General features: G+C 71.3%; 18 protein-coding genes. 7 read left to right on the forward strand and 11 right to left on the reverse strand.

The window, feature by feature from the left end; genetic code table 11:
- Nucleotides 1-35: 35 nt before the first annotated feature.
- From AB0B57_RS21980 to AB0B57_RS21990, 3 genes are all read right to left on the reverse strand, one after another.
- Nucleotides 36-1,319, reverse strand: coding sequence for an MFS transporter (locus tag AB0B57_RS21980; protein ID WP_357072664.1), 1,284 nt, complete (start codon nt 1,317-1,319; stop codon nt 36-38).
- Nucleotides 1,320-1,392: 73 nt separating this feature from the next.
- Entirely contained in the window at nt 1,393-1,842 is a 450-nt protein-coding gene (locus AB0B57_RS21985; protein WP_357072667.1) for a MarR family transcriptional regulator, read from the reverse strand.
- A 115-nt stretch (nt 1,843-1,957) separates the two neighbouring features.
- The gene (locus tag AB0B57_RS21990) at nt 1,958-3,436 is read right to left on the reverse strand and encodes an NCS2 family permease (RefSeq protein ID WP_357072670.1); all 1,479 of its coding nucleotides are present in this window, start codon (nt 3,434-3,436) and stop codon (nt 1,958-1,960) included.
- Between the two features lie 88 nt (nt 3,437-3,524).
- On the opposite strand from AB0B57_RS21990, the gene AB0B57_RS21995 reads away from it, so the two are divergent.
- A complete protein-coding gene (locus tag AB0B57_RS21995; RefSeq protein ID WP_357072674.1) occupies nt 3,525-3,770 on the forward strand; it encodes a DUF2530 domain-containing protein in 246 nt (81 codons plus the stop codon).
- Nucleotides 3,771-3,807: 37 nt separating this feature from the next.
- Here AB0B57_RS21995 and AB0B57_RS22000 read toward each other — a convergent pair whose 3' ends face one another.
- Entirely contained in the window at nt 3,808-4,737 is a 930-nt protein-coding gene (locus tag AB0B57_RS22000; protein WP_357072676.1) for a DUF3027 domain-containing protein, read from the reverse strand.
- Between AB0B57_RS22000 and AB0B57_RS22005 the strand changes: the two genes are divergently transcribed.
- The 3 genes from AB0B57_RS22005 (at nt 4,736) to AB0B57_RS22015 (ending at nt 8,182) form a co-directional block, all read left to right on the forward strand.
- Entirely contained in the window at nt 4,736-6,337 is a 1,602-nt protein-coding gene (locus tag AB0B57_RS22005; protein ID WP_357072679.1) for an MFS transporter, read from the forward strand. The genes AB0B57_RS22000 and AB0B57_RS22005 overlap by 2 nt on opposite strands.
- On the forward strand, nt 6,334-7,017 hold the full coding sequence (locus AB0B57_RS22010; RefSeq protein WP_357072682.1) for a futalosine hydrolase: 684 nt from the start codon (nt 6,334-6,336) through the stop codon (nt 7,015-7,017). Before AB0B57_RS22005 ends, AB0B57_RS22010 begins: the two co-directional genes overlap by 4 nt.
- 316 nt (nt 7,018-7,333) lie before the next feature.
- A complete protein-coding gene (locus AB0B57_RS22015; protein ID WP_357072685.1) occupies nt 7,334-8,182 on the forward strand; it encodes a 1,4-dihydroxy-6-naphthoate synthase in 849 nt (282 codons plus the stop codon).
- Here AB0B57_RS22015 and AB0B57_RS22020 read toward each other — a convergent pair.
- A complete protein-coding gene (locus AB0B57_RS22020; protein WP_088986676.1) occupies nt 8,143-8,529 on the reverse strand; it encodes a cold shock domain-containing protein in 387 nt (128 codons plus the stop codon). The genes AB0B57_RS22015 and AB0B57_RS22020 overlap by 40 nt on opposite strands.
- Nucleotides 8,530-8,556: 27 nt before the next feature.
- A complete protein-coding gene (locus AB0B57_RS22025) occupies nt 8,557-9,180 on the reverse strand; it encodes an HAD family hydrolase (protein ID WP_357072689.1) in 624 nt (207 codons plus the stop codon).
- A gap of 84 nt (nt 9,181-9,264) precedes the next feature.
- On the opposite strand from AB0B57_RS22025, the gene AB0B57_RS22030 reads away from it, so the two are divergent.
- A complete protein-coding gene (locus AB0B57_RS22030) occupies nt 9,265-11,751 on the forward strand; it encodes a helicase-associated domain-containing protein (protein ID WP_357072692.1) in 2,487 nt (828 codons plus the stop codon).
- A 30-nt stretch (nt 11,752-11,781) separates the two neighbouring features.
- Here the strand turns inward: AB0B57_RS22030 and AB0B57_RS22035 are convergent, their stop codons facing one another.
- Nucleotides 11,782-12,018 carry a hypothetical protein gene (locus AB0B57_RS22035; RefSeq protein ID WP_357072695.1) on the reverse strand — a complete coding sequence of 79 codons (237 nt, stop codon included), beginning with the start codon at nt 12,016-12,018 and terminating at the stop codon, nt 11,782-11,784.
- Between the two features lie 97 nt (nt 12,019-12,115).
- On the reverse strand, nt 12,116-13,003 hold the full coding sequence (locus AB0B57_RS22040) for a L,D-transpeptidase family protein (RefSeq protein WP_357072698.1): 888 nt from the start codon (nt 13,001-13,003) through the stop codon (nt 12,116-12,118).
- A 172-nt stretch (nt 13,004-13,175) separates the two neighbouring features.
- On the opposite strand from AB0B57_RS22040, the gene AB0B57_RS22045 reads away from it, so the two are divergent.
- On the forward strand, nt 13,176-14,855 hold the full coding sequence (locus tag AB0B57_RS22045) for a DNA repair helicase XPB (RefSeq protein WP_357072701.1): 1,680 nt from the start codon (nt 13,176-13,178) through the stop codon (nt 14,853-14,855).
- Between the two features lie 190 nt (nt 14,856-15,045).
- Here AB0B57_RS22045 and AB0B57_RS22050 read toward each other — a convergent pair whose 3' ends face one another.
- The gene (locus tag AB0B57_RS22050; protein WP_357072704.1) at nt 15,046-15,618 is read right to left on the reverse strand and encodes a TetR/AcrR family transcriptional regulator; all 573 of its coding nucleotides are present in this window, start codon (nt 15,616-15,618) and stop codon (nt 15,046-15,048) included.
- 87 nt (nt 15,619-15,705) lie between these two features.
- On the opposite strand from AB0B57_RS22050, the gene AB0B57_RS22055 reads away from it, so the two are divergent.
- Complete coding sequence (locus AB0B57_RS22055; RefSeq protein WP_357072707.1) at nt 15,706-16,077, forward strand: DUF4267 domain-containing protein; 372 nt, start codon at nt 15,706-15,708, stop codon at nt 16,075-16,077.
- 228 nt (nt 16,078-16,305) lie between these two features.
- Here the strand turns inward: AB0B57_RS22055 and AB0B57_RS22060 are convergent, their stop codons facing one another.
- Nucleotides 16,306-21,291, reverse strand: coding sequence for a carbohydrate-binding protein (locus AB0B57_RS22060; protein WP_357072710.1), 4,986 nt, complete (start codon nt 21,289-21,291; stop codon nt 16,306-16,308).
- 96 nt (nt 21,292-21,387) lie between these two features.
- On the reverse strand, nt 21,388-21,702 hold the full coding sequence (locus AB0B57_RS22065) for a hypothetical protein (protein ID WP_357072713.1): 315 nt from the start codon (nt 21,700-21,702) through the stop codon (nt 21,388-21,390).
- Nucleotides 21,703-21,767 lie beyond the last annotated feature (65 nt).

The following is a 21,767-nucleotide window of genomic DNA, read 5'->3' on the forward strand; positions in this document are numbered from 1 at the left end:
GTACAACGAGACTGCCGCGGTTGCTTCGCCGAACCTCAGCAGTCGGTAGAGGTCACGTAGAAGCGGGGCATCGGGAGCACCCGGAAACGCAGCCGGGCACCGGAGCGGCGCAACTGCCAGGTGAGGGCGATCAGCGCGGCGGCCAATGAGATCAACGCGCCCATCCAGATGCTGGCCCCGGCACCGAAGTGCTCCGCGACCCAGCCGATCAGCGGCGCGCCGACCGGGTTGGTGCCCAGGAACACCAGCACCCACAGGGACATCACCCGACCCCGGAAGGCCGCGTCCACGCCCAACTGAACCCGCTGGTTGGCGGCCTGGGCGAAGAAGACCATGAAGAAGCCGGTCGGCACCAGCAGCACCACGACCAGCCAGTACGCCGAGGCGAGGCCGACCAGGGTGCCGAAGCTGGCGCAGGCGATCGCCGCACCGAGCACCAGCCAGACCGACGGGCGGCTGCGCCGGCCGGTGCCGCTGAGTGCTCCGCCGAGCGCACCGACGGCCAGCGCCGTGCTGAACAGGCCGAAGGAGGCGGCACCGGTGTGGAAGACCGTCTTCGCCAGCGCGGCCAGGGTGAGCTGGAAGTTGAAGAGCGACATGCCGATCACCGACATGACCGCCATCGGCAACAGCAGGTCGGGCCGACGCCACACGTACCGCAGCCCGTCGATGACCCGTGCGGACGCCCGCTCGTCGCGCGGCAGCAGGGCGTCGCGGTGCAGGTCGGCGGTGCGCATCCGGACGACGTTGACCAGGGGAGCGATCGAGCTGACGGCGGTGAAGAGGAACACCGGGCCGACGTCGAACGCGGCGATGGCCAGGCCGGCGACGGCCGGGCCGACGATCCGGGCCGAGTTGAACACGGCGGCGTTCAGCGACAGCGCGTTGGGCAGCAGGGGCGTGCCGACGAGTTCGGAGACGAACGCCTGCCGGACCGGGGTCTCCACGGCGTTGGCCGTGCCGAGCAGCGCGGCGAAGGCGAACACGTGCCAGAGCTGCACCAGGTCGGTGAGGACCAGCAGGGACATGCCGAGCGCCAGCAGGCTCCAGAAGGCGTTGGCGGCGAACAGCAGCACCCGCTTGTCGTACCGGTCGGCGAGCCGGCCGGAGAGCAGGGTGAGCAGCAGCACCGGGGTGAACTGGCAGGCCGTGACCACGCCCAGCGCGGTGGCCGAGTTGTTGGAGAGGTCGAGGACGAGCCAGTCCTGGGCGATGAACATCATCCAGACGCCGATCAACTTGATCAGCTGCCCGGATGCGAAGAGGCGGTAGTTGCGGACCTGTAGGGACTGGAACATCGTGCTCAGCTTGGCCTGCACTCTTGGTGCGCCTCCTTCAGGACGTACACGTCATCGACAGGTGACGGCACGGCCCGGTGGGGCTGAGTGCGGCTCAGGCGCGAGCGAGCTGCTGGAGAATCTCGGCGGCCCGCTGCAGGGTCTCCCGTTCGTCCTCGTCGAGCGCGGCCAGCCGGTGGGCCAGCCACTCGTCGCGGGCCCGCTCGAACTGGTCGAGCACGGCGTGCCCCCCATCGGTCGCCGCGAGGATGACCTGCCGACCGTCGGTCGGATGGGGGGTCCGCCGCACGAGGCCGCGGTCCTCCAACTTACCGACGATCTTGGTCATCGTCGGTGGCTGCACCCGTTCGACATCGGCCAGCTCCCGGGGGGTCATCGCACCCGCCAGCCGCAGGCTGGTGAGCGCGGAGACCTGGGTGACCGTGAGGTCGCCGACCGGTCGGGCCTGGCGGACCCGCCGGTTGAGTCGGGTGATCGCATCACGCAACTGGGGGGCCAGCTGCGCCGGTGGCACGCGTTTCGCCGTCACCGTCCGCTCCGTCACAGTAGTTAGCTTAACTAATGAGCATGGCTAACGACATCGGTTATGACCAGGCTCACGAGGAGGTTAGTGCTGCTCCGGGCGGGGAATCCTGTTCGACTCCCCGCCCGGACGGGCGTCAGAGCACCAGCGATTCGATCGGCCCACGCAGGAAGTACAGCACGAACAGCGCGGCCACCCCGTACAGCAGCGGATGCACCTCCCGGGCCTTACCCCGGGCCAGCTTGAGCACCACGAAGGTGATCAGGCCGGCACCGATGCCGTTGGAGATGGAGTAGGTGAACGGCATCAGCACGATCGTGAGGAACGCCGGGATGGCGATCTCGTAGTCGGACCAGTCGATGGTCCGGACCGCGGTCATCATCAGGAAACCGACGACCACCAGGGCCGTCGAGGCCGCCTCGAACGGCACGACCACCACCAGCGGCGCGAGGAACATCGCCAGCAGGAAGAGCACGCCGGTGACCAGGCTGGCCACACCGGTCCGCGCACCCTCCGCGACACCGGCGGCACTCTCGATGTACGACGTGTTGCTGGAGGTGCTGGCCGCACCGCCGGCCGCCGCGGCGATCGAGTCGACGAGCAGGATCTCCTTGGTACGCGGCGGGGTGCCCTGCTCGTCGAGCAGGCCGCCCTCCTGGCCCACCGCCACCATCGTGCCCATGGTGTCGAAGAAGTCCGTGATCAGCAGCGTGAAGACGAACATCAGCACGACCACCCAGCCGGCACGCCCCCACGAGTCGAGCACGTTGAACTTGCCGAGCAGCGACAGGTCCGGCAGGTCCACCACCGTCTTCGGCAGCTCCGGCACGTTCAGCGCCCAGCCCTTCGGGTTGGGCTTCCCGTCCACGAACGACGGGCCGATGTTGCCGACCGCCTCCACGATCACCGCGAGCACGGTGGAGGCGAGGATGCCGATCAGGATCGCACCCTTCACCCGGCGCACCACGAGCACCAGCGTGATCAGCAGACCCACCACGAAGACCAGCAGCGGCCAGCTCACCAGCTTGCCGCCGATGCCCAGGCCGACCGGGACCGTGGTGTTCGCGGCGTCCGGGAGCCGCCGGACGAAACCGGCGTCCACCAGACCGATGATGGTCAGGAACAGACCGATACCGACCCCGATCGCGGTCTTCAGCTGCGTCGGCACCGAACGGAACACCGCGGTCCGCAGACCGGTCAGCACCAACACCGCGATGAGCACACCCTCGATGACCACCAGGCCCATCGCGTCGGCCCAGGTCATCTCGGGAGCGATCTCGTACGCGATGAGCGCGTTGACACCCAGACCGGCGGCCAGCGCCAGCGGGAACCGGCCGACCACACCCATCAGGATGGTCATCAGGCCGGCGACCAACGCGGTCGCGGCGGCCAGCGCGGGAATCGGGAGGGTCTTGCCGTCACCGTCGACGGCGCCACCCAGAATCAGTGGGTTGAGCACCACGATGTACGCCATCGTGAAGAAGGTCGCCAGGCCACCGCGTACCTCACGGCTCATCGTCGAGCCACGGGCGGAGATCTCGAAGAACCTGTCGAAACCGTTACGGGGATGAGCGGGAGTGGGAGGTGTGCCGTTCTCGGGCGGCGCTACTGCCATCGGGTCCTCGCAGGTGATCTTCCGGTTGTCGCGCGCATCGTCCCAGATCACAAGTGGGCAGGGGAAGTGGATCGCGTACGCTTGCCGAATGCCGAACGAGCAACCACCGCGGCCCGCACCACTGGACCCGCCGATGGTGCCGTTCGCTCTCGCCGGGTTGGTCGCGTGGGCGGTGGCCGGGCTGGTCCTGCTGATCTTCTTTCGGGGCTGGCTGACCGACCATGGTCACCAGAACTGGCTCTGGACCTGCCTCGCCGGTTTCCTGTGGGGCTTCCCGGGGCTCGCCGCGATGATGCGCCACGACGCCAACCGCCGCCGGCGACGCGCGAGCTGACCCCACCACCGCACCCGGGTCACCCCGGCGCGAACGGTCAGGAGTGCCCGTACGGCTCCGCCGGCTCGGTCGTCTCCACCGAACCCGGGGCGCGACTGACCGACATGGCCTCCACCGCACTGTCGTCGTACACCGTCGGTAGTTCTTCGACGGCGGTCTCGGCCGCCTCGATCAGCGTCTCGGAGTGGGCGCCGCAACCGTGGTCGGCGCTCACCACCCGGCCGTCGTCGGGGGCGTAGAAGTTGCCGCACGCCCCGAACGCCTGCCGCATCGCACCGGCCAACGGCAGGTAGAAGCCGCAGGTGCCGCAGCGGGCGGAGGCCGGGGCTGCCGTGGAGATGGGCGCCTCGGGGCCGTGGTCGCCGTCATACCAGCGCTGCGCCGCCTCGATGCGACCCTCCCGGGAGAGCACCCGCGCTCGCCCGAGGCCCAACTCCCACGCGGTCTCCTCGACCGCCGGGTCGTCGGAGAGCAGGTAGCCGGGGACCAGCCGATCGTCGTCCGGCGAGGTCGGCAGCAGGTCGCCCGGGCCCAGATCGCCCGGCTTGAGCCGCTCCTGCCAGGGCAGCCAGCCGGGCGCGAGCAGCGCGTCCGGGCCGGGCAGCAGGACCGTCTCGCAGATGGTCACCGTCTTGCTGCGCGACACGCGGGTGACGGTGACCGCCCACCGCCAGCCGCGATAGCCAGCGAGGCGACACTCGAAGTAGTGGGTCACCAGCCGTTCACCCTCGGCCACAACCTGCAGGTGGTCGCCGACGTCGTCGGCGTCCACCTCGGTGATGCCAGCGCGGGCCACCTCGACGGCGGCGGCGCAGACCTGGTCGAGACGGGCGGCGCGGGTGGAGGCGGGCCTGGTCACCTCACCATTGTTCCCCATGCGCCCCGCAGGGGTGACAGTGACTCCCGGGGAACCTTTCCCCGTGGTGGCGCGGCGTACCCGGATCGGATGGGCGAGGATGGTGCACATGCCGTCGTACTCCCGCTCCGGGCGATCCGTCCTCGGTCGGACCGTCGGCACCGGGATCCGTGCTGTTCGTCTGCTGTTGCGTGGTTCGGTGGGCAGCGGCCGTTGGGTGACCCGGCGGGCCGGTCGGGCCCGGGCCCGGGGTGCCGGCGGCGAGGTCGGCATGGTCCGGCTGTTCGACCTGCACGCGGTCTCCTGTGCCGGTGACACGCTGATCGCCATCGGCCTGGCCGGGACGATCTTCTTCAACGTCCCGCTCGGCGAGGCCCGCAGCAAGGTCGCGCTCTACCTGCTGGTGACCATGGTGCCGTTCGCCATGCTCGCCCCCGTGGTGGGCCCACTGTTGGACCACTTCCGGCACGGCCGGCGGTACGCCCTGGCCGCCACGATGCTCGGCCGCGCGTTCCTGGCCTGGTTGATCTCCGACTACATCCACGCTTTCGGGCTCTATCCGGCCGCGTTCGGGGTGCTGGCACTGTCCCGGGCGTACGGCGTGGCCCGGTCCGCGGCGGTGCCCCGGTTGTTGCCGGAGGGGCTCGGCCTCTCCCAGGTGGGTGCCCGGGCCAGCGTCTACGGCACGGTCGCGGGCGCGTTGGTGGCGCCGATCGGGTTGGCCGCGTTCTGGTTCGGCCCACAGTGGCCGCTGCGCGTCGCGTCGGTGATCTTCCTGATCGGCATGGTGATCTCCCTGCGGTTGCCGCCGAAGGCCGACTCGGAGCCACCGGAGCGGGTGCCCCGGCCGCTGCGGGCGCTGGGCCGCCGCGGCGGCGATCGCCCGCTGGGTCGGGGTCGTCCCGCCGGTCGAGTGGTGATCGCCACCCTGATCGGTGCCGGGACGCTACGCGCGGTGTACGGCTTCCTGCTGCTCTTCCTCGCCTTCGCGATCAAGAAGGGTGACCTGACCACCGTGGCGTTCGGCCGGGATCTGGGGGCCGAGTGGGCGTTGGGGGTGGTCGGCGGGTCGCTCGCGGTCGGCACCTTCCTGGCCACCGCCATCGGCACCCGACTACGCATCCACCGACCGACCGCCATCCAGTCCAGCAGCATGATCATCGTGGCGGGGGTGGCGGTGCTCACCGTCATCCACTTCTCGCTGGTGATGGTCGCCCTGCTCTGCCTGGTCGCGGCGTTGGTCAGCGGGATTTCCAAGCTGGCCGTGGACGCCTCCATCCAGGAGCGCATCCCGGAGCGGCTGCGGGCCAGCTCCTTCGCCCACTCCGAGACGGTGCTGATGCTCGCCTTCGTCGCCGGAGGAGGGTTGGGCCTGGTCCCGTTCGACGGCCGGATGGGCATCGCGGTCGCCGCCGGGGTGGGTGTCCTGGCCGCGATCCGGGGTGTGCTGGTCGCCGCCCGGCTACGCGGCGAGAAGCTGGCCGGCCGACCGCTCGGCGACGACGAGCTGACCGAGGACGAGCCGGCGGCCGAGCCCGCTGACTCCACCCCCACCTCGCCGGCACCGGCGCAGAGCAGTTCCCCGCCGTACGAGGATCCGAACCTGGCCCCGCCGGGCTACCACATCTACCGACCGTCCTCCTCCGTCGGCGGCCCCGGTGGCAGCGCCGACGAGGAGACTCGCCGCGAGTCCCCCGGCTCGCTCTCGTGACCGGTCTGCTGGTGGTGACGGCGGTGCCGGCCGAGGCGGACGCGGTCCGCGCCGGGCTGACCGACCCGACCGTGACCGTCGCCCCGATCGGCGTGGGCCCGGCCGTCGCCGGTGCCGCCACCGCACGCCTGCTGGCGCTGGCCGAGGCCGCCGGACGCCCGTACCGCGCGGTGGTCAGCGCCGGCGTGGCCGGCGGCTTCACCGGCCGGGCCGAGGTCGGTGACACGGTGCTCGGCACCGCCAGCATCGCCGCCGACCTGGGTGCCGAGTCGCCTGACGGTTTCATCCCCGTCGACGAGTTGGGCATGCCACTCGCGCTGCTCGGGGTCGGCGGCGTGGTGCGGGCCGATCCGGTCCTGCTGGCGGCGCTGCGGGCCGCCCTCCCGGCGGCCACGATCGGCCCGGTGCTCACGGTCAGCACGGTCACCGGCACCGCCGCCAGCACCGAAGAGCTACGCGGCCGGCATCCGGAGGCAGTCGCCGAGGCCATGGAGGGGTACGGCGTGGCGGTCGCCGCGGCGCAGGCCGGGGTGCCCTTCGCCGAGCTACGCACCATCTCCAACCCGATCGGCCCCCGCGATCGTGGCGCCTGGCGCCTACGCGAAGCCCTCACCGCCCTGACCGCGGCGGCCCCGGCGTTCGCGCTGACTGCTACCGAGGAGGACGGACTTCGAGCGTGAGCGCCGACGGCCGACTCGCGCCGTCAACAGCAGCAGCCCCCCCTGTGGATAACCCTGTGGACAGTGCCCCTGGTGCTGTGTACATCCCTTCGTCAGCACCTCGCCGGCACGGGCACGGGCACGGCACGGGCGAACGGCCGGGACCACGCTGATGCCGGTGAGTCATCTTGATGACTCACCGGCATCAGGCTCGATGGAGATACGGCACGGGCACGGCCACGGCATGGCCACGGCATGGCATGGCATGGCACGGCACAGATCACAGGCACCAGACCGCGCCGAGGAGAACGTGCGGGGGCGGGGATAACGTGGGGGTGTGGCGCTCTCCCTGGCGATCTCGCCCTGCCCCAACGACACGTTCGTCTTTCACGCCCTGGTGCACGGGCGGGTGCCGGGCGCGCCGCCGGTCGAGGTGACGTACGCCGACGTGGACGTCACCAACACGGCCGCCGAAAAGTGCGCGTTCGACCTGGTGAAGGTGAGCTTCGCGGCGCTGCCCTGGCTGCTCGACGACTACCACCTGCTGCCCTGCGGCGGGGCGCTTGGTCGCGGGTGCGGCCCGCTGGTGCTCACCCGGGGTGACCGCGACGGCGGGCCGGACCGCACCGACCTGACCGGTGCCACGGTGGCGGTGCCGGGCGACCGGACCACCGCGTACCTGCTGTTTCGGCTCTGGTCGGCCGGACGGCCGCCGGCCCGGATCGAAGTGGTGCCGTTCCACGAGATCATGCCGGGCGTCGCGGCTGGCCGCTACGACGCCGGGTTGGTCATCCACGAGGCCCGGTTCACCTACCACCGACACGGGCTGAGTGCCCTGGTCGACCTCGGCGAGTGGTGGGAGGCCGACACCGGCCTGCCCATTCCCCTCGGCGCGATCCTGGCCCGACGCGGCGCGGTCGACCCGGAGGCCGCGGCCGGCTGGGTCCGCGAGTCGGTCCGGCAGGCCTGGGCGGACCCGGCGGCCAGCCGGGAGTACGTGCTGGCGCACGCCCAGGAGATGGAGCTCGACGTGGTGGACCGGCACATCGGCCTCTACGTCAACGAGTTCACCGCAGACCTCGGCGAGGCCGGTTTCGCCGCGGTGGCGGCACTGCTCGACCGAGCCGCCACCGCCGGCCTGGTGCCTCAGACCTCCAGCTCGCGGGCGACCGCGTGGACCAGCTGAGCGATCTTCTGCGCCGTCTTCTTGTCCGGGTACCGACCCCGGCGCAGGTCCGGCTGGACCTTCGCCTCCAGCACCTTGATCATGTCTTCGACCAGGCCGTGCAGCTCCTCGGCCGGCCGACGGCGCAACTCCGCCATCGACGGCGGCGCGTCCAGCAGCTTGACGCCCATGGCCTGTGCGCCCCGACGACTGTCAACCACGCTGAAGTCGACCCGTTGGCCACCCTTGAGGTCGGTGACACCCGCCGGCAGCGCGCCCTTGGGCAGGAACACGTCGCCGCCCTCGTCACTGGTGACGAAGCCATACCCCTTGGCCGTGTCGTACCACTTCACTCGCCCCGTAGGCACCTGAAAACCCCTGCTTCACTTGAGCCGCTACTGCTCCAAGGCTAGCTGGATCATGCCGTCGAGCGCCGCCGGGAATTCACTGAGATCGTCCAACACCACCCTCGCCCCGGCCGCGCGCAGCTCATCGCGGGAGCACGGGCCGGTCGCGACACCGATGCCGGGCACCCCCGCGGTCGCCGCCGCGACCATGTCCGCCACGTGGTCACCGACGTAGTGGGTCGCGTCGTGCTCCCGTAGGGCCGTCGCCTTCTGCTCGGCGAACAGGTCACCGGCCAACTCGTCGACCGTGAGGCCGAGGTGGTCCAGGTGCAGCCGGGCCAGCCGACCCATCTTCGACGTGACGACGAGCACACGGCCGCCCCGAGCCCGGATCGCGTCGATGGCCTCCCGTGCGCCCGGCAACGGGACCGTCGGGGTGATCGCGTACGCCGGATACAGCTCGCGGTACGCCCGTACGGCCGACTCGACCTGCTCCGGCGGGAACCAGTGCGCGATCTCGGTGCGCAGCGGTGGCCCGAGCCGCGACACCGCCAGCTCCGCGTCCACCGGCACGCCGGTCCTCGCCGTCAGCGCCCGATAGGCCGCCGCGATGCCGGGGCGGGAATCCACCAGGGTCATGTCGAGGTCGAATCCGACGGTCAGTGCGGGCATGTCGAGAAACCTACCGGGCGACTCCCAGTCGGCCGGACGTCCGAGGGGCGCGAGGGCCCACTGCCGGGCTAGCGTGGAAAGACGATGACCACCTCACTCGCCGACCACCTGCGGTCGCTGCCCGACGAGTCGCTGGCCGCGCTCCTCCAACTGCGGCCCGACCTCGTCGTGCCCGTGCCGGCCGACGTCTCCGCCCTGGCCATCCGGGCCCAGTCCCGGGTCTCGGTGGCCCGCGCGCTGGACGGGCTGGACCAGTTCACCCTCCAGATCCTCGACGCCGCCCGCCTCACCCGGAACCCGGACGACGGCACCACGGCCACCGACGCCGTGCTCGCCATGGCGACCGCCGGGCCCCACCCGCCCGCTCCGACGGCCATCCGGGCCGCCGTGGGCCGGCTGCGTGCGCTCTTCCTGCTGTACGGCCCGGAGCACGCGCTACAGGTGGTGCCCGCCGTCGACGAAGTCGCCCCGTACCCCGCCGGGCTCGGCCGGCCAGCCGCGGAGCTGGACCCGCGCACGGCCGCGCTCTGCGCGGACCCGGCGAAACTACGACGGACGCTGCTCGCCGCCCCACCCTCGGCCCGGGCGATCCTGGACCGATTGGCGGCCGGCCCACCGGTGGGCAGCGTGCCGCCGGGCGCTCTGCAGGCACCGCCGCTGGGCGCGGCGGACCCGGTGCTCTCCGACCCGACCAACGGTGGCGCCCCGACCGGCTCCCCGGTGCGCTGGCTCGTCGACAACCGGCTCCTGGTCCCCGTGACGACCGGCTCGTCGACGGCCAGCGGCACCGTGGAGCTGCCCCGCGAGGTCGGCCTGCTGCTCCGCCGCGACAGCGGGCCGCTCGGGCCGCTGCGCACCAGCCCACCGCCGGTCGCCGCCGCGCCACGTGAGGCGAAGGCTGTCGACTCGGCCGGCGCCGGGCAGACGATGGAGGTGGTCCGACACACCGAAGGGCTGCTGGAACAACTCGCCGACGAACCCGCGCCGGTGCTTCGCTCGGGCGGCATCGGTGTGCGGGACCTGCGTCGACTGGCCCGCACCGGCGGGCTGGACGAGCCGACCGCGGCACTGCTGCTCGAGGTGGCGTACGCGGCGGGGCTCGCGGGTGAGCTGGAGATGCCCGGTGCGACCACCAGCCGGTACGGGGCGGACCAGCAGGTGCTGCCGACCGGCGGGTACGAGGTGTGGCGGGCCGCCTCGCTGGCCCAGCGTTGGGAGCAGCTCGCCCGGGCCTGGCTGACCATGAGCCGGCAGGTGGGCCTGGTCGGCCGGCGCGACGACCGGGATCGGCCCATCACCGCGCTCTCCGCCGAGGCCGAACGGGCCAGCGCGCCGGCCACCCGGCGGGCGGTACTCGGTGTGCTCGCCGACCTGGAGCCGGCGACCGCACCCACCCCCGAGGAGGTGCAGGAGCTGTTGGACTGGCGGGCGCCGCGGCGCAGCCGGGGCCGGGACGCCGCCCACCGGGAGGTGCTGGCCGAGGCCGCACAGTTGGGCGTGACCGGGCTGGGGGCGCTCACCTCGTACGGTCGGCTGCTGCTCGGTGACCTGACGTCGGCCGACGAGCGGGGCGACGACGACCCGCTGGGCGTACACGCCGACGTGGAGAGCGGTGACCCGTCCAGTGCCGCCCGAGCCCTGGACGCGCTGCTGCCCGCCCCGGTCGACCACTTCCTGGTGCAGGCCGACCTGACCGTGGTGGTGCCCGGCCCACCCGAACCGGCGCTCGCCGCCGAGTTGGAGGCGATGACCGAACTCGAGTCGGCCGGCGGGGCCAGCGTGCACCGGGTCACCACGGCGAGCGTGCGGCGCGCCCTGGATTCCGGCTACACGGCCGACGACCTGCACGACGTGTTCCGGCGCCGGTCGCGTACCCCGGTGCCGCAGGGGCTCACCTACCTGGTGGACGACGTGGCCCGTAAGCACGGCGGGCTGCGGGTCGGGCTGGCCGGGGCGTACCTGCGCAGCGACGACGAGACGCTGATCAGCGAGGTGCTGGCCGACCGCCGGTTGGAGTCGTTGACTCTGCGCCGGCTCGCGCCGACGGTGCTGTGTACGCCGTACCAGGTTGGTCGGTTGTTGGGTGCGTTGCGCGACGCCGGGTTCGCCCCGGTGCAGGAGGACGGCACCGGCAGCACCGTGCTGGCCCGGCCGCGGATCCGGCGGGCACCGGCCCGGGTGTCGGTGACCACCCGGACACTCGATCCGCTGGCCGCCCCGAAGCTGCCCATGCCCCGGTTGCTCGGCGTGGTGGAGCACATCCGGCGGGGTGACGCGGCGGCGCGGGCGGCCCGACGGGCACCGGCGGTGGTGCGCGGCGGTGCGCCGGGGCTGGGCGGCGGCCCGGTGCCGGCACACACTCACAGCGAGGCCCTGGCGGTGCTCCAGCAGGCGGTCCGGGACAAGGCGCTGGTCTGGGTCGGTTACGTCGACGCGCACGGGGCAACCGCGTCGCGCCTGCTCAAGCCGGTCTCGATCGGTGCCGGCTACCTGCGGGCTGAGGACGAACGGACCGAAATGCTGCACACGTTCGCGCTGCACCGGATCACCGCGGCGGTGCTGGCGGACTGAGCGGGGCGATGCCGCCGCTGGCCCGGTCGGTCAGCGGCGGCTGCGGCGGACGGTGCCGACCACCGAGATGACCAGCAGCAGCGCGAAGCCGGCGCCGGCGGACTCCCCGACCGAGTCGACGAAGCCCTGCCGCAGCACCAGCCAGCCGAAGAGGAACCACCCGACGAGGAGCGTCGCGGCGACGGCGTAGGCGATCACCGTCGCGCGGGACACCCCGTCGGGTGGCGTTTGGTCGTGCTCTGGGATCACCTCACGGTCGACCGTCATACCCAGCCTCCCCGCCCGGTCCGGCCCTGGCCTCCCAGCGTGACACTCGTTGGACCGGTCGGACAGGGGGTTATCGCCGTGATTCGCTCCGCGTCGGTCAGGTGCCGGGGCGGCGGCCGATCAGCACCACCCGGGTGCCGACCCTGCCCAGCTCCCACATCCGGACGGCGTCGGCGTGCAGCAGGTTGACGCAGCCGTGCGAACCGATCGACTTGTCGTGCAGGTAGGTGGTGGTCTCGTGGAAGCCCATGCCCTGGGTGAAGTGCTGCCAGTACGGCAGCCACACCTCGTACGGGTCGGACCACTCCTTCGGGTTGCGGAAGTTGACGGTGAACGTGCCGGCCGGGGTGCGGAAGCCGGACATCCCGGTGCGGGTCACCGTCGGCGACATGATCACCTTGCCGCCGCGGACCGCCCAGACGGTCTGCCGGGTCAGGTCCACGCAGAACGTGGTGCCGGTGCCGGCCCCGCACCTGGCTGGGTCGGTGGTGGCGAGGCGCTGGGCCACGTCGTAGGTGGTTGGCCCGGCGCGACCCTCGACGGGGCGAATGCCGTACCTCTTCTGGAACTTCTTGATCGCGGCGCAGTCGGCGGCGGACTGCCGGCCGTCCACGGTCACGGCCCCGAACCCGCCCAGCCGGGCCAGGTAGGTCTCCACCTCGCGCTGGTGTTGCCCCTGGGGGCAGCCGGCAACCGTCGGCGTACCGGTGCCGGTGGTCGGCTTCGGCGTCGCGCTGCGGGTGGGCTTCGGCGCCGGGGGCCTGGTTGCCTTCGGCGTCGGGCTGGGTGCGGCCGGTGTGGGCCGGCCGCGCTGGTCCGGGCCGGGCGCAGCGCTCGCCCCCGTTGCCTGTTCCGCCGCACCGGCTGGCGCGGCTCCCCCGCCACCACTCCCACCGGACTGCGGATCGAACGCGCACGCACCGGCGCCGACCAGCACAACCACCACCAGAGCGACCAGCCGGGAAGAGATCCGGACATGCCTCATGGAACCTCCCCTGGCCGTCGTTCCCTTACTAGACGTTCGTGAGTGCCGTCACGGTTGCGCCCGGTGCGCATCTTTCTTCGCAGATCCCACATCGTGCAACACTGGATGGTCGGCCAGCGGCGGGTATGCGACACGTCCCAGCCGGGCGACCAACCGAGGAGAGGACGCTGGCGTGAGCGGTGGACCACTGATCGTGCAGTCGGACAAGACGCTGCTGCTGGAGATCGACCACCCCGACGCGCAGGCCTGCCGGATGGCGATCGCGCCGTTCGCCGAGCTGGAGCGCTCCCCGGAGCACGTGCACACCTATCGGCTGACCCCGCTGGGCCTGTGGAACGCCCGGGCGGCGGGGCACGACGCGGAGGGTGTGGTCGACTCGCTGCTCAAGTACTCCCGTTACCCGGTGCCGCACGCGCTGCTGGTGGACGTGGCGGACACGATGGACCGGTACGGCCGGCTCCAGCTCGCCAACGACCCGGCGTACGGGTTGGTGCTGCGCGCACTGGACCGGCTGGTGCTGATCGAGGTGGCCAAGAGCAAGAAGCTCGCCGGAATGCTCGGCGACAAGATCGACGACGACACGATCCGGGTGCACCCGTCCGAGCGTGGCCGGCTCAAGCAGGCCCTGCTCAAGCTGGGCTGGCCGGCGGAGGACCTGGCCGGCTACGTGGACGGTGAGGCGCACCCGATCGAGCTGGCCGAGGCCGGCAAGGACGGGCGCAAGCCGTGGACGCTGCGGTCGTACCAGCGGGAGGCCGTCGAGGCGTTCTGGGCGGGCGGGTCGGGTGTGGTGGTGCTGCCCTGCGGCGCCGGCAAGACCCTGGTCGGCGCGGCGGCGATGGCCGAGGCGAAGGCGACCACGCTGATCCTGGTCACCAACACCGTCGCGGGCCGGCAGTGGAAGCGGGAGCTGATCGCCCGCACCTCGCTGACCGAGGAGGAGATCGGCGAATACTCCGGCGAACGCAAGGAGATCCGCCCGGTCACCATCGCGACGTACCAGGTGCTCACCTCTCGGCGCGGCGGCGCGTTCACCCACCTGGACCTGTTCGGGGCCCGCGACTGGGGCCTGGTCGTCTACGACGAGGTGCACCTGCTGCCCGCGCCGATCTTCCGGTTCACCGCGGACCTCCAGGCCCGCCGCCGGCTGGGCCTCACCGCGACACTGGTACGCGAGGACGGCCGCGAGGGTGACGTGTTCAGCCTGATCGGCCCGAAGCGGTACGACGCGCCGTGGAAGGACATCGAGTCGCAGGGCTGGATCGCCCCGGCCGAGTGCACCGAGGTCCGGGTGACCCTGACCGACGCGGAGCGGATGTCGTACGCGACGGCGGAGGCCGAGGAGCGCTACCGGATGGCGGCGACCGCCCGCACCAAGCTGCCAGTGGTCAAGGCCCTCGTCGACCGGCACCCGGACGACCAGGTGTTGGTGATCGGCGCGTACATCGACCAGCTGCACCAACTCGGCGAATACCTCGACGCGCCGATCATCCAGGGCTCGACCACGAACAAGGAGCGGGAGCGGCTGTTCGACGCGTTCCGGTCCGGCTCGTTGCGCACCCTGGTGATCTCCAAGGTGGGCAACTTCTCCATCGACCTACCCGAGGCGGCGGTGGCGATCCAGGTGTCCGGCACGTTCGGGTCACGGCAGGAGGAGGCGCAACGGCTGGGGCGGGTGCTCCGGCCGAAGGCCGACGGCCGGCAGGCGCACTTCTACACGGTCGTCTCCCGGGACACGATCGACACCGAGTACGCGGCCCACCGGCAGCGCTTCCTCGCTGAGCAGGGGTACGCGTACACGATCGTCGACGCCGACGACGTCCTCGGCCCGTCCCTCCCGACCTTCGACTGACCCGCCCGGCGGCCCAGCGGCCCAGCGCTCGGCGCTCGGCGCTCGGCGCTCGGCGCTCGGCGCTCGGCGCTCGGCGGTCATGATCGACTCGGTTTTCAGGAAGTCGGGGTGTCCGGGGCACGTTGATGCCGCGCCTTCCTGAAAGCCGAGTCGATCGAGGCCGTGATGCGGCCGGGCGTGGCGGCGACGGTCAACGGGAGAAGTGACGCACGAGCACGGCCAGGCGCTGCTCGTGGCCGGAGCGGCGGAGCCGGCCGCTGCGCATCAGCGTGACCAGGCCGTGCAAGCCGCTCCAGAACGTCTCGGTGAACGTCTCCAGGTCGTCGTTCCCGGCGGCTGGGCGCACCGTCTCGGCCAGCTCGGCGAAGCCTCGGGCCAGGTCGGTCGGGACGCCCTGGCTGGCGAACGGCAGGTCCACGGCGAGGGTGAACATCGCGTCGTAGAGCGCGGGACGCTGCTCGGCGAACGCGACGTACGCCGCCGCGACGTCGGCGACCGCCTGGCGGGGATCGGCGGCCGAGGCGCGGGCCGAGGCGAGCGCGGTGGCCAGCTCGGCAAAGCCCTCGACGGCGACCGCCGCCATGATGGCGTCCTTGCCCCTGAAGTGGCTGTAGAGGACGGGCTGGCTGTATTCGATCTCGGCGGCGAGCCGCCGGGTGGTGACCGCGTCCCAGCCTTCCGCCAAGGCCAGGTCGCGCGCTGCGGCGACGATGGCCCGTTCCCGTTCCGCCCGCTCGCGCTCCCGGCGCGTCTGAGTCGACATGACCGAACTCTAGCACCGCTAGATATCCTGCCGACGCTCTGCTAGCGTCGCTCTTACATCTAGCAGCGCTAGCAATTGGAGCAGACCATGTTGACCCCCCTCGCCTACGGGCTCGCCGTCGTGCTCAGTCTCTTCGTCGTCTTCATCGGTGCGCGGTTCCTGCTGGTGCCGCAGGCCGCAGCCGCCGGGTACGGCGTACCGGCCCGCCCGGACGGCGATCCCGCCTACCTGACGGTCAAGGGCCTGAAGGACCTCACCTTCGGGCTGCTCGGCCTCGCCCTGATCGCCTTCACCACCGCCGACGCGGTCGCGTGGTTCATGCTGATCGTCGCGCTCGTCCCGCTGGGCGACACCGTCATCGTGCTCCGCAACGGCGGAACGAAGGCCGTAGCCTTCGGCATCCACTTCGCCACCGCCGTCGTCGTCCTCCTCGACGCCGCCCTGCTGTTCGCCCTGTAACCACCGACCTTGCCGCACCGCACAGCCTTGATCGACTCGGCTTTCTGGAAGACGCGGTATCCGAGGCCCGTCGACACCCCGTCTTTCTGAAAACCGAGTCGATCAAGGCGGGCGGGCCCGAACGGCGCCGGGCCCGGCGCGGCGCGGGGGGCCCGCACGGCAGGAGGGTCCGCACGCGCACCGGCCCGGGACCAGCAGCGGTCCCGGGCCGGCACTACGCGAAACTGACTACTTGATCAGCTTCCAGGGGCCGTTCTTGTCACCCGGTTCCTGGCCGCGGGTCCACCACTTCGCCTCGTAGACGTGGCCCTTGAAGGAGACCCGGTCACCGGCGTTGTAGACCTTGGTGAGCGTCCAGGCCGCCGGGCTGTTGTCCGGCGGGGTCGGGGCGATCTCCTCCCAGGAGCCGTTGCGGTCGCCCGGCTTCTGGTTGCGGGTGTACCACTGGGCCCGCCACTTCCTGCCGTCGTACATGGCGAAGTCGCCCGAGTTGAAGATCCGCGACGCGGTCCAGATCGCCGTACCGTCCTCGGTCATGGCGATTTCCTGCCACGCGCCGTTGGGGTCGGCACCGGGCTTCTGGTTCTTGCTGTACCAGGAGGCCCGGAAGACCCGGCCCTGGTAGGTGACCCGGTCCCCGTCGTTGTAGACGGTCGACGAACTCCACTCCGCGGGCAGGTTCACCGTCAGGGTGGTGGTGGCCTGCACCGCCGTGAGGTGGTCGTCGCCCGAGTACGACGCGGTCAGCGTGTGCTGGCCGCCGGCGAGGCCCACCGGGAGGGTGAACGTCGCGACGCCATTGGTCACCGTGGTCGAGCCGCGGACGGTCGTACCCTCGCGCAACTCCACCGCACCGGTGACCGGCGTGCTGCCGGCCGCGACCTTGACGGTCACCGTCGCCGCGGTGCCCCAGTTGGTCGGGGCGGCGGTGACTGTCATCGTCGGGACCTGCTTGGCGGTCGCGAACACCGCCGGCTGGGCCACCGCCTCGCCGCCGTCGGCGCTCCGCGCGGAGACGATCCAGCCGTACGCGGTGCCCGGCAGGAGCTTGTCCCAGGTTGCCGTGGCGACACCGTTCGAGGTGACCTCGTCGGTGCCGATCGTGCCGGACGGCACGTACGCGGCCAGCGAGTCGGTGCGGAACGAGGTCTTGCGGGTGGTGAGGTCCACCGGCAGCGTCAGGTTGTCCTCCGAGCCGTTGTAGCGCGGCTTGGGCTGGCTGCCGTCCTGGCGGATGTCGTACTCGGTCGCGCCGAAGTTCTTCAGGAACGGCGAGTACGTGTCGATGTGCATCTCGGCCCGGTCCACGTCGAACTGGAGCAAACGCAGGAAGCTCGCCCCGAACTGCAACCGGTCGGTGGCCTTGTGGTCCGGCTTGCCGTCCCCGTTGACGTCGATGGTGCCGTCGGCGGCGACCTGCTTCGGCCACAGCTCGGCGGCGGTCACCGTGTAGAACTGGTAGTCCGCCAGCAGTTCGACGACGTCGTGGCTGACGGTCACGCCGATCTTCGACTTCAGGTTGGTGCCGACGCCGTGCTCGTGGCCGGCGAGGACCAGGAACACGTTCGGGTTGGTCTCGACGACCTGCTTGAAGAGCGGCGAGCCGTCCGGCGCGGAGAAGTCCGCCCCGCGACCGTCGGGGTTGGCCGAGGGCTTCAGGTAGTCGTGGGAGAGCAGGATTCCGTTGCGGTCCTGGTACCGCTTGAAGATCGAGTCGGCCCACTTGGCCTCGGCCGGCGTCACCCCGTACGACAGGCCGACCGCGACGAAGTCCAGCCCACCGGCGGAGAAGAGCAGGTAGTTGTTCTGGTTGTCCCTGCCCGGCGTGACCGTACCGTCGGCCTTGGTCACCTCGTCCCACGCGTGGTATTCGGTGCCCTTCGGCCAGGACTTCGCCGTCCCGTAGTACCGGTCGGCGCTGAAGGTCCGGCTGAACCGGGACGTGGGGCCCGTCTCGGCACCCAACTGGTCGTCGTGGTTGCCCGCGATGACCTGGTTGACCACGCCGTTGTCGTCCAGGATCTTCTGGAAACCGGAGGCGGTGGCGAGTTCCTTCTCCACCTGCTCGTGCAGGCCGGGCCGCTTCAGCGTGCCGTCCGGGTTCTTGGCGAGTGGGTCGTAGTAGTCGTTCTCGATGACGTCGCCGGTGTGCGCCGCGTACGCGATCTTTCGGCTCGCCGAGTTGTCGGCGATCCACTGCATCTGGTCGCGGTACGCGGCCGACCAGATCGCCTGCTCCTCGGCCGTCTCGACGTCGGAGGGTTCGGCGTTGCCGTCGAAGTCGTCGTACGTGCCGCCGGCCGCACCCTCGGTGACGTACTGGGTGTCGGTGAAGTGGGCCAGCGAGAAGTCGTACGACGCCGGGTCCTCGAAGCGGTCCTTGTCGTTCTGCGCGGTGGCGTCGTGTGGCGACAGGTCGTCGGCGAACGGGTCCTCGCCGGTGACCAGCACGTGCACCACACCGCCGTCGCGGTAGCCGGCCTCGATCTGCGCGGTCAGGACGGTGTCCTGCCCGGCCTGCCCCCGCGAACTGGTGAGCACGACCCACTTCTTGGTGACCGGGTGCCACGCCCGCAGTGCCACGATCCGGGCCGGATCGATGGTGCCCGACCAGCGCAGCGTCGGCACCTGCTTGGTCGCGCCGAGCGGCAGGTCGTACCGCTGGAAGACCACCCCACGGCTGGACGCGGTGTCGATCGTCGCGCCGTCGAGCGGGCGCAGCGAGGTGAGGTCCACGCTCTTGTCGTGCTGGACGTCGAGCGTGGTCGGCACGTCGGCCGCCTCGCCCTGGTAGCCGCCCGTCGGCAGGACCACGTCCGCCTTGGTGAACGTGGCGGTCAGCCCGACACCCTCCGCGCCGGGGATCCGGGCGGACAGCTCCGCCGAGAGCGGGTCGGTGCCCCTGACTGTCGAGTTCAGCTCGGTCGGAACGTCCGGAATGCTGGCGCTGCTGAACCGCACCTCGCGGGTGGCGGTGTTGCCGAGTGCGTCGGTCGCCGTCAGCGCGATGGTGTGCGTACCGGCCGGCAGGCCGTGGCCGATCTGGTCACCCTGCTTGACGGGCGCGCCGTCCAGCGTGAGGACGGGCGTACCGGCCACGCCTGTGGCGTCCTTGACCTTGACGTTGAGCGCGACGGTCGAGGTCAGCCGCTGCCCGGCGGCCGGGACACTGCTCTCGATCTCCGGTGCGGTGTTGTCGGTGGTGAAGCGCCGCGTCGAGGTCTTGTCCCCGACGACAGCCCTGATGGTGTGGGCGCCGTCCGCGATCGTCGTGGTGTCCACGTCGGCGCGCTTGCCCAGCGCCGGCAGTGCCGAGCCGTCCGCCGCGGTGACGTCGAACAGGACCATCTTGGTCAGCACCGCGTTGTAGCTGCTGCCACAGGTGCCGTCACCGAGGTACGTGGTCACCTGGGATCCGGGCGGGTAGGTCCCCGAGCCGATGGTGACTGTCGTCTGCGCGATCGAGCGGGTCAGCTGGGTCGCCTTCGCACCGGTCGGCAGCAGCTCGAAGTCCCGCAGGGTGAAGTCGTCGAAGTTGTCGCAGCCGCCCGGCTTGGCACTGCCGTGGTCGTTGCCGGCGACGAACTCGACGGCGTTGACACCGGGCACCAGCCACTCGTTCGGGAAGGTGAGGTCGGCGGTCTCCTTCTCCCACAGGCCGATCTCCAGCGGGATGCCGTTGACCAGCACCTTGTTGTCGTACCCGTTGTCGCTGCCGTTGCCACCGACGAACACCTTCAGGTGCGCGTCGCCGCCGCTGCCGAGGGTGTCGACCGTACGCGTCGTCGGCGCGCCGTCGATGGCGAAGTGGAACTCGGCGTCCCTGTTGGCCGCGCAGTTCCCGTCGCCCAGGGCCAACGACGCGGCGGTTGTCTCCGCCTTCGTCACGGTCGTGCCGCTGGTGGTGACGAGGTACGTGGTGCCGGCCGTCACCGTGCCCGCCGTGCTCAACGCGAGGCTCGTCGCCTCCCGGGTAAGCGTGAAGTCGTCGTGGTTGGCGCAGTTCGCACCGTTGAGGGTGCCGTTGTAGTCACCGGTCCGGATCTCGACGACGTTGTCACCGAGGTGCAGAAACCGGGTCGGGAACGCCAGCCTGACGTCCTCCGCGCCGGTCGCGCCGTAGTCGCCGCCGAGGTCGACCCGGTGGCCGTTGACCACCGCGTAGTTCTGGTAGCGGGCCTCGACCGAGTTGCCCGCCTCGACCCGGAGGCCGAGGGTGGCGGTGCCGGTGGCCAGCGCCTCCGCGTTCTCGGCGGGCTTGTCGTCGATGGCCAGCGACTCGACGTGGTCCTTGCCGCCGGTGGGCAGCGCGGCGATGACCGGTCGGGTGCCACGGATACGGGCACCGTCACCGGGGGTGACCACCGCCGCGCCGGCCGGCGAGTTGTTGACGTCGACAGTCACCGACGTCTTCGCGCCCGACAGGGTGGTCGCGCTGACGGTGTGCGTACCGTTGCCGAGCTTGGTGGTGTCGAGGTCGGTGCGCAGCCCGGACGTGCTGCCCGGCTCGCCGGAGACGACGAACGTCAGGTCCTGGTTGAGCAGCTTCGCCGAGCTGCCGCAGGTGCCGTCACCGAAGCTGTAGCTGAACAGGTTCTGCTCACCGTCGGCGACCACGCCGAGCAGGCTGAGGCTGATGCTGCTCAACGCGTAGTCGTCGTAGTTGGGGCAGCGGCCACCCTCGCCGTTGGGCAGCTCCTCGTAGCCCACGGCGGTCTTGGTGGTCGAGTCGACCCAGTTCGCTCCGGTGTGGACGGTGACCGTGTTGGCCCCCGGCCGCAACCAGTCGCCCGGGAAGTCGAGCGTGCCGACCTGCCCGCCGGGGATGTCCGGGAGGTAGATCCGGTCCGCCTCGGCCGTGTGACCGTTGACGGTGACGTAGTTGCGGTAGCGGGCCTCGGTGCCGTTGCCACCCATCTCGAACGCGAAGTGGGCGGTGCCGGCGGTCTTCTCGGCGCCGACCTTGTCGCCGTCGACCGCGAGGGTGGTCACCGAGTCGTTCTCGGTGACCGGCTCGACGACGACGGGAACCTTGCCTTCGAGGTTCTGCCCGTCGGCCAGGTTGATCAGCGGCGTAATACCGCTGGTCGGGACCGTCTCTGCTCCGGCGAGTGTGGGGTTGAGGGCCGTTGCCGGTCCGGCGATGAGGATGAGCGCGACCGCGGGCAGGATCCCGCGTGTTCGCTTCCTACGCGCACGTGTCTCGTGCGTCATGGCGAGGGTTCTCCTTTGTTGGGTGCGAGAAACCGCCGACGCCGAGCACCGGAATGCCGACCGCGGCGGGCACGGGGCCAGAGCGGATGGCCGGTATCAGGACGACTGTCGGTTGCGGGCGGCCCGCCGACGACGTACCTGGCGTCGCAGCAGCGAGACGACGGTCGCGAGGAGCAGCAGGGGGCCAACGCTCGCGGCGACCTTCCAGGCGGTGGCGCGGTCGTGGTCGGCAACGCTCGCCGCTGGCACGTCGCCGAGCGCCCGGTCGTGGGCGTACCGGCCGGGGCCGTCGACCGCGTTCCACGTCAGGCGCACCAGCTCGGGGCGGTTCGCGTCCGCTGCGATGGTCACGGTCTGCGGGTGGGCTGCGGCAGGATCGACGGCGGCGACCAACGTCAGGGTGAACGCCACAGATGCGAGGAGACTCGCCGCGACGCGGCGGGGCCACCGTGCGGTTGAGGGCATGCCAACGCTCC

Source organism: Micromonospora sp. NPDC049101 (assembly GCF_040648675.1).
Taxonomy (GTDB): Bacteria; Actinomycetota; Actinomycetes; order Mycobacteriales; family Micromonosporaceae; genus Micromonospora.

Bases quoted from the DNA above. Each gene is read 5' to 3' on its own strand.
- AB0B57_RS22055 (WP_357072707.1), top strand. From the start codon at position 15,706: ATGTTGACCCCCCTCGCCTACGGGCTCGCCGTCGTGCTCAGTCTCTTC.
- AB0B57_RS22005 (WP_357072679.1), top strand. From the start codon at position 4,736: ATGCCGTCGTACTCCCGCTCCGGGCGATCCGTCCTCGGTCGGACCGTC.
- AB0B57_RS22030 (WP_357072692.1), top strand. From the start codon at position 9,265: ATGACCACCTCACTCGCCGACCACCTGCGGTCGCTGCCCGACGAGTCG.
- AB0B57_RS22025 (WP_357072689.1), bottom strand. From the start codon at position 9,180: ATGCCCGCACTGACCGTCGGATTCGACCTCGACATGACCCTGGTGGAT.
- AB0B57_RS22035 (WP_357072695.1), bottom strand. From the start codon at position 12,018: ATGACGGTCGACCGTGAGGTGATCCCAGAGCACGACCAAACGCCACCC.
- AB0B57_RS21995 (WP_357072674.1), top strand. From the start codon at position 3,525: ATGCCGAACGAGCAACCACCGCGGCCCGCACCACTGGACCCGCCGATG.
- AB0B57_RS22050 (WP_357072704.1), bottom strand. From the start codon at position 15,618: ATGTCGACTCAGACGCGCCGGGAGCGCGAGCGGGCGGAACGGGAACGG.
- AB0B57_RS22040 (WP_357072698.1), bottom strand. From the start codon at position 13,003: ATGAGGCATGTCCGGATCTCTTCCCGGCTGGTCGCTCTGGTGGTGGTT.
- AB0B57_RS21990 (WP_357072670.1), bottom strand. From the start codon at position 3,436: ATGGCAGTAGCGCCGCCCGAGAACGGCACACCTCCCACTCCCGCTCAT.
- AB0B57_RS22060 (WP_357072710.1), bottom strand. From the start codon at position 21,291: ATGACGCACGAGACACGTGCGCGTAGGAAGCGAACACGCGGGATCCTG.
- AB0B57_RS22000 (WP_357072676.1), bottom strand. From the start codon at position 4,737: ATGTGCACCATCCTCGCCCATCCGATCCGGGTACGCCGCGCCACCACG.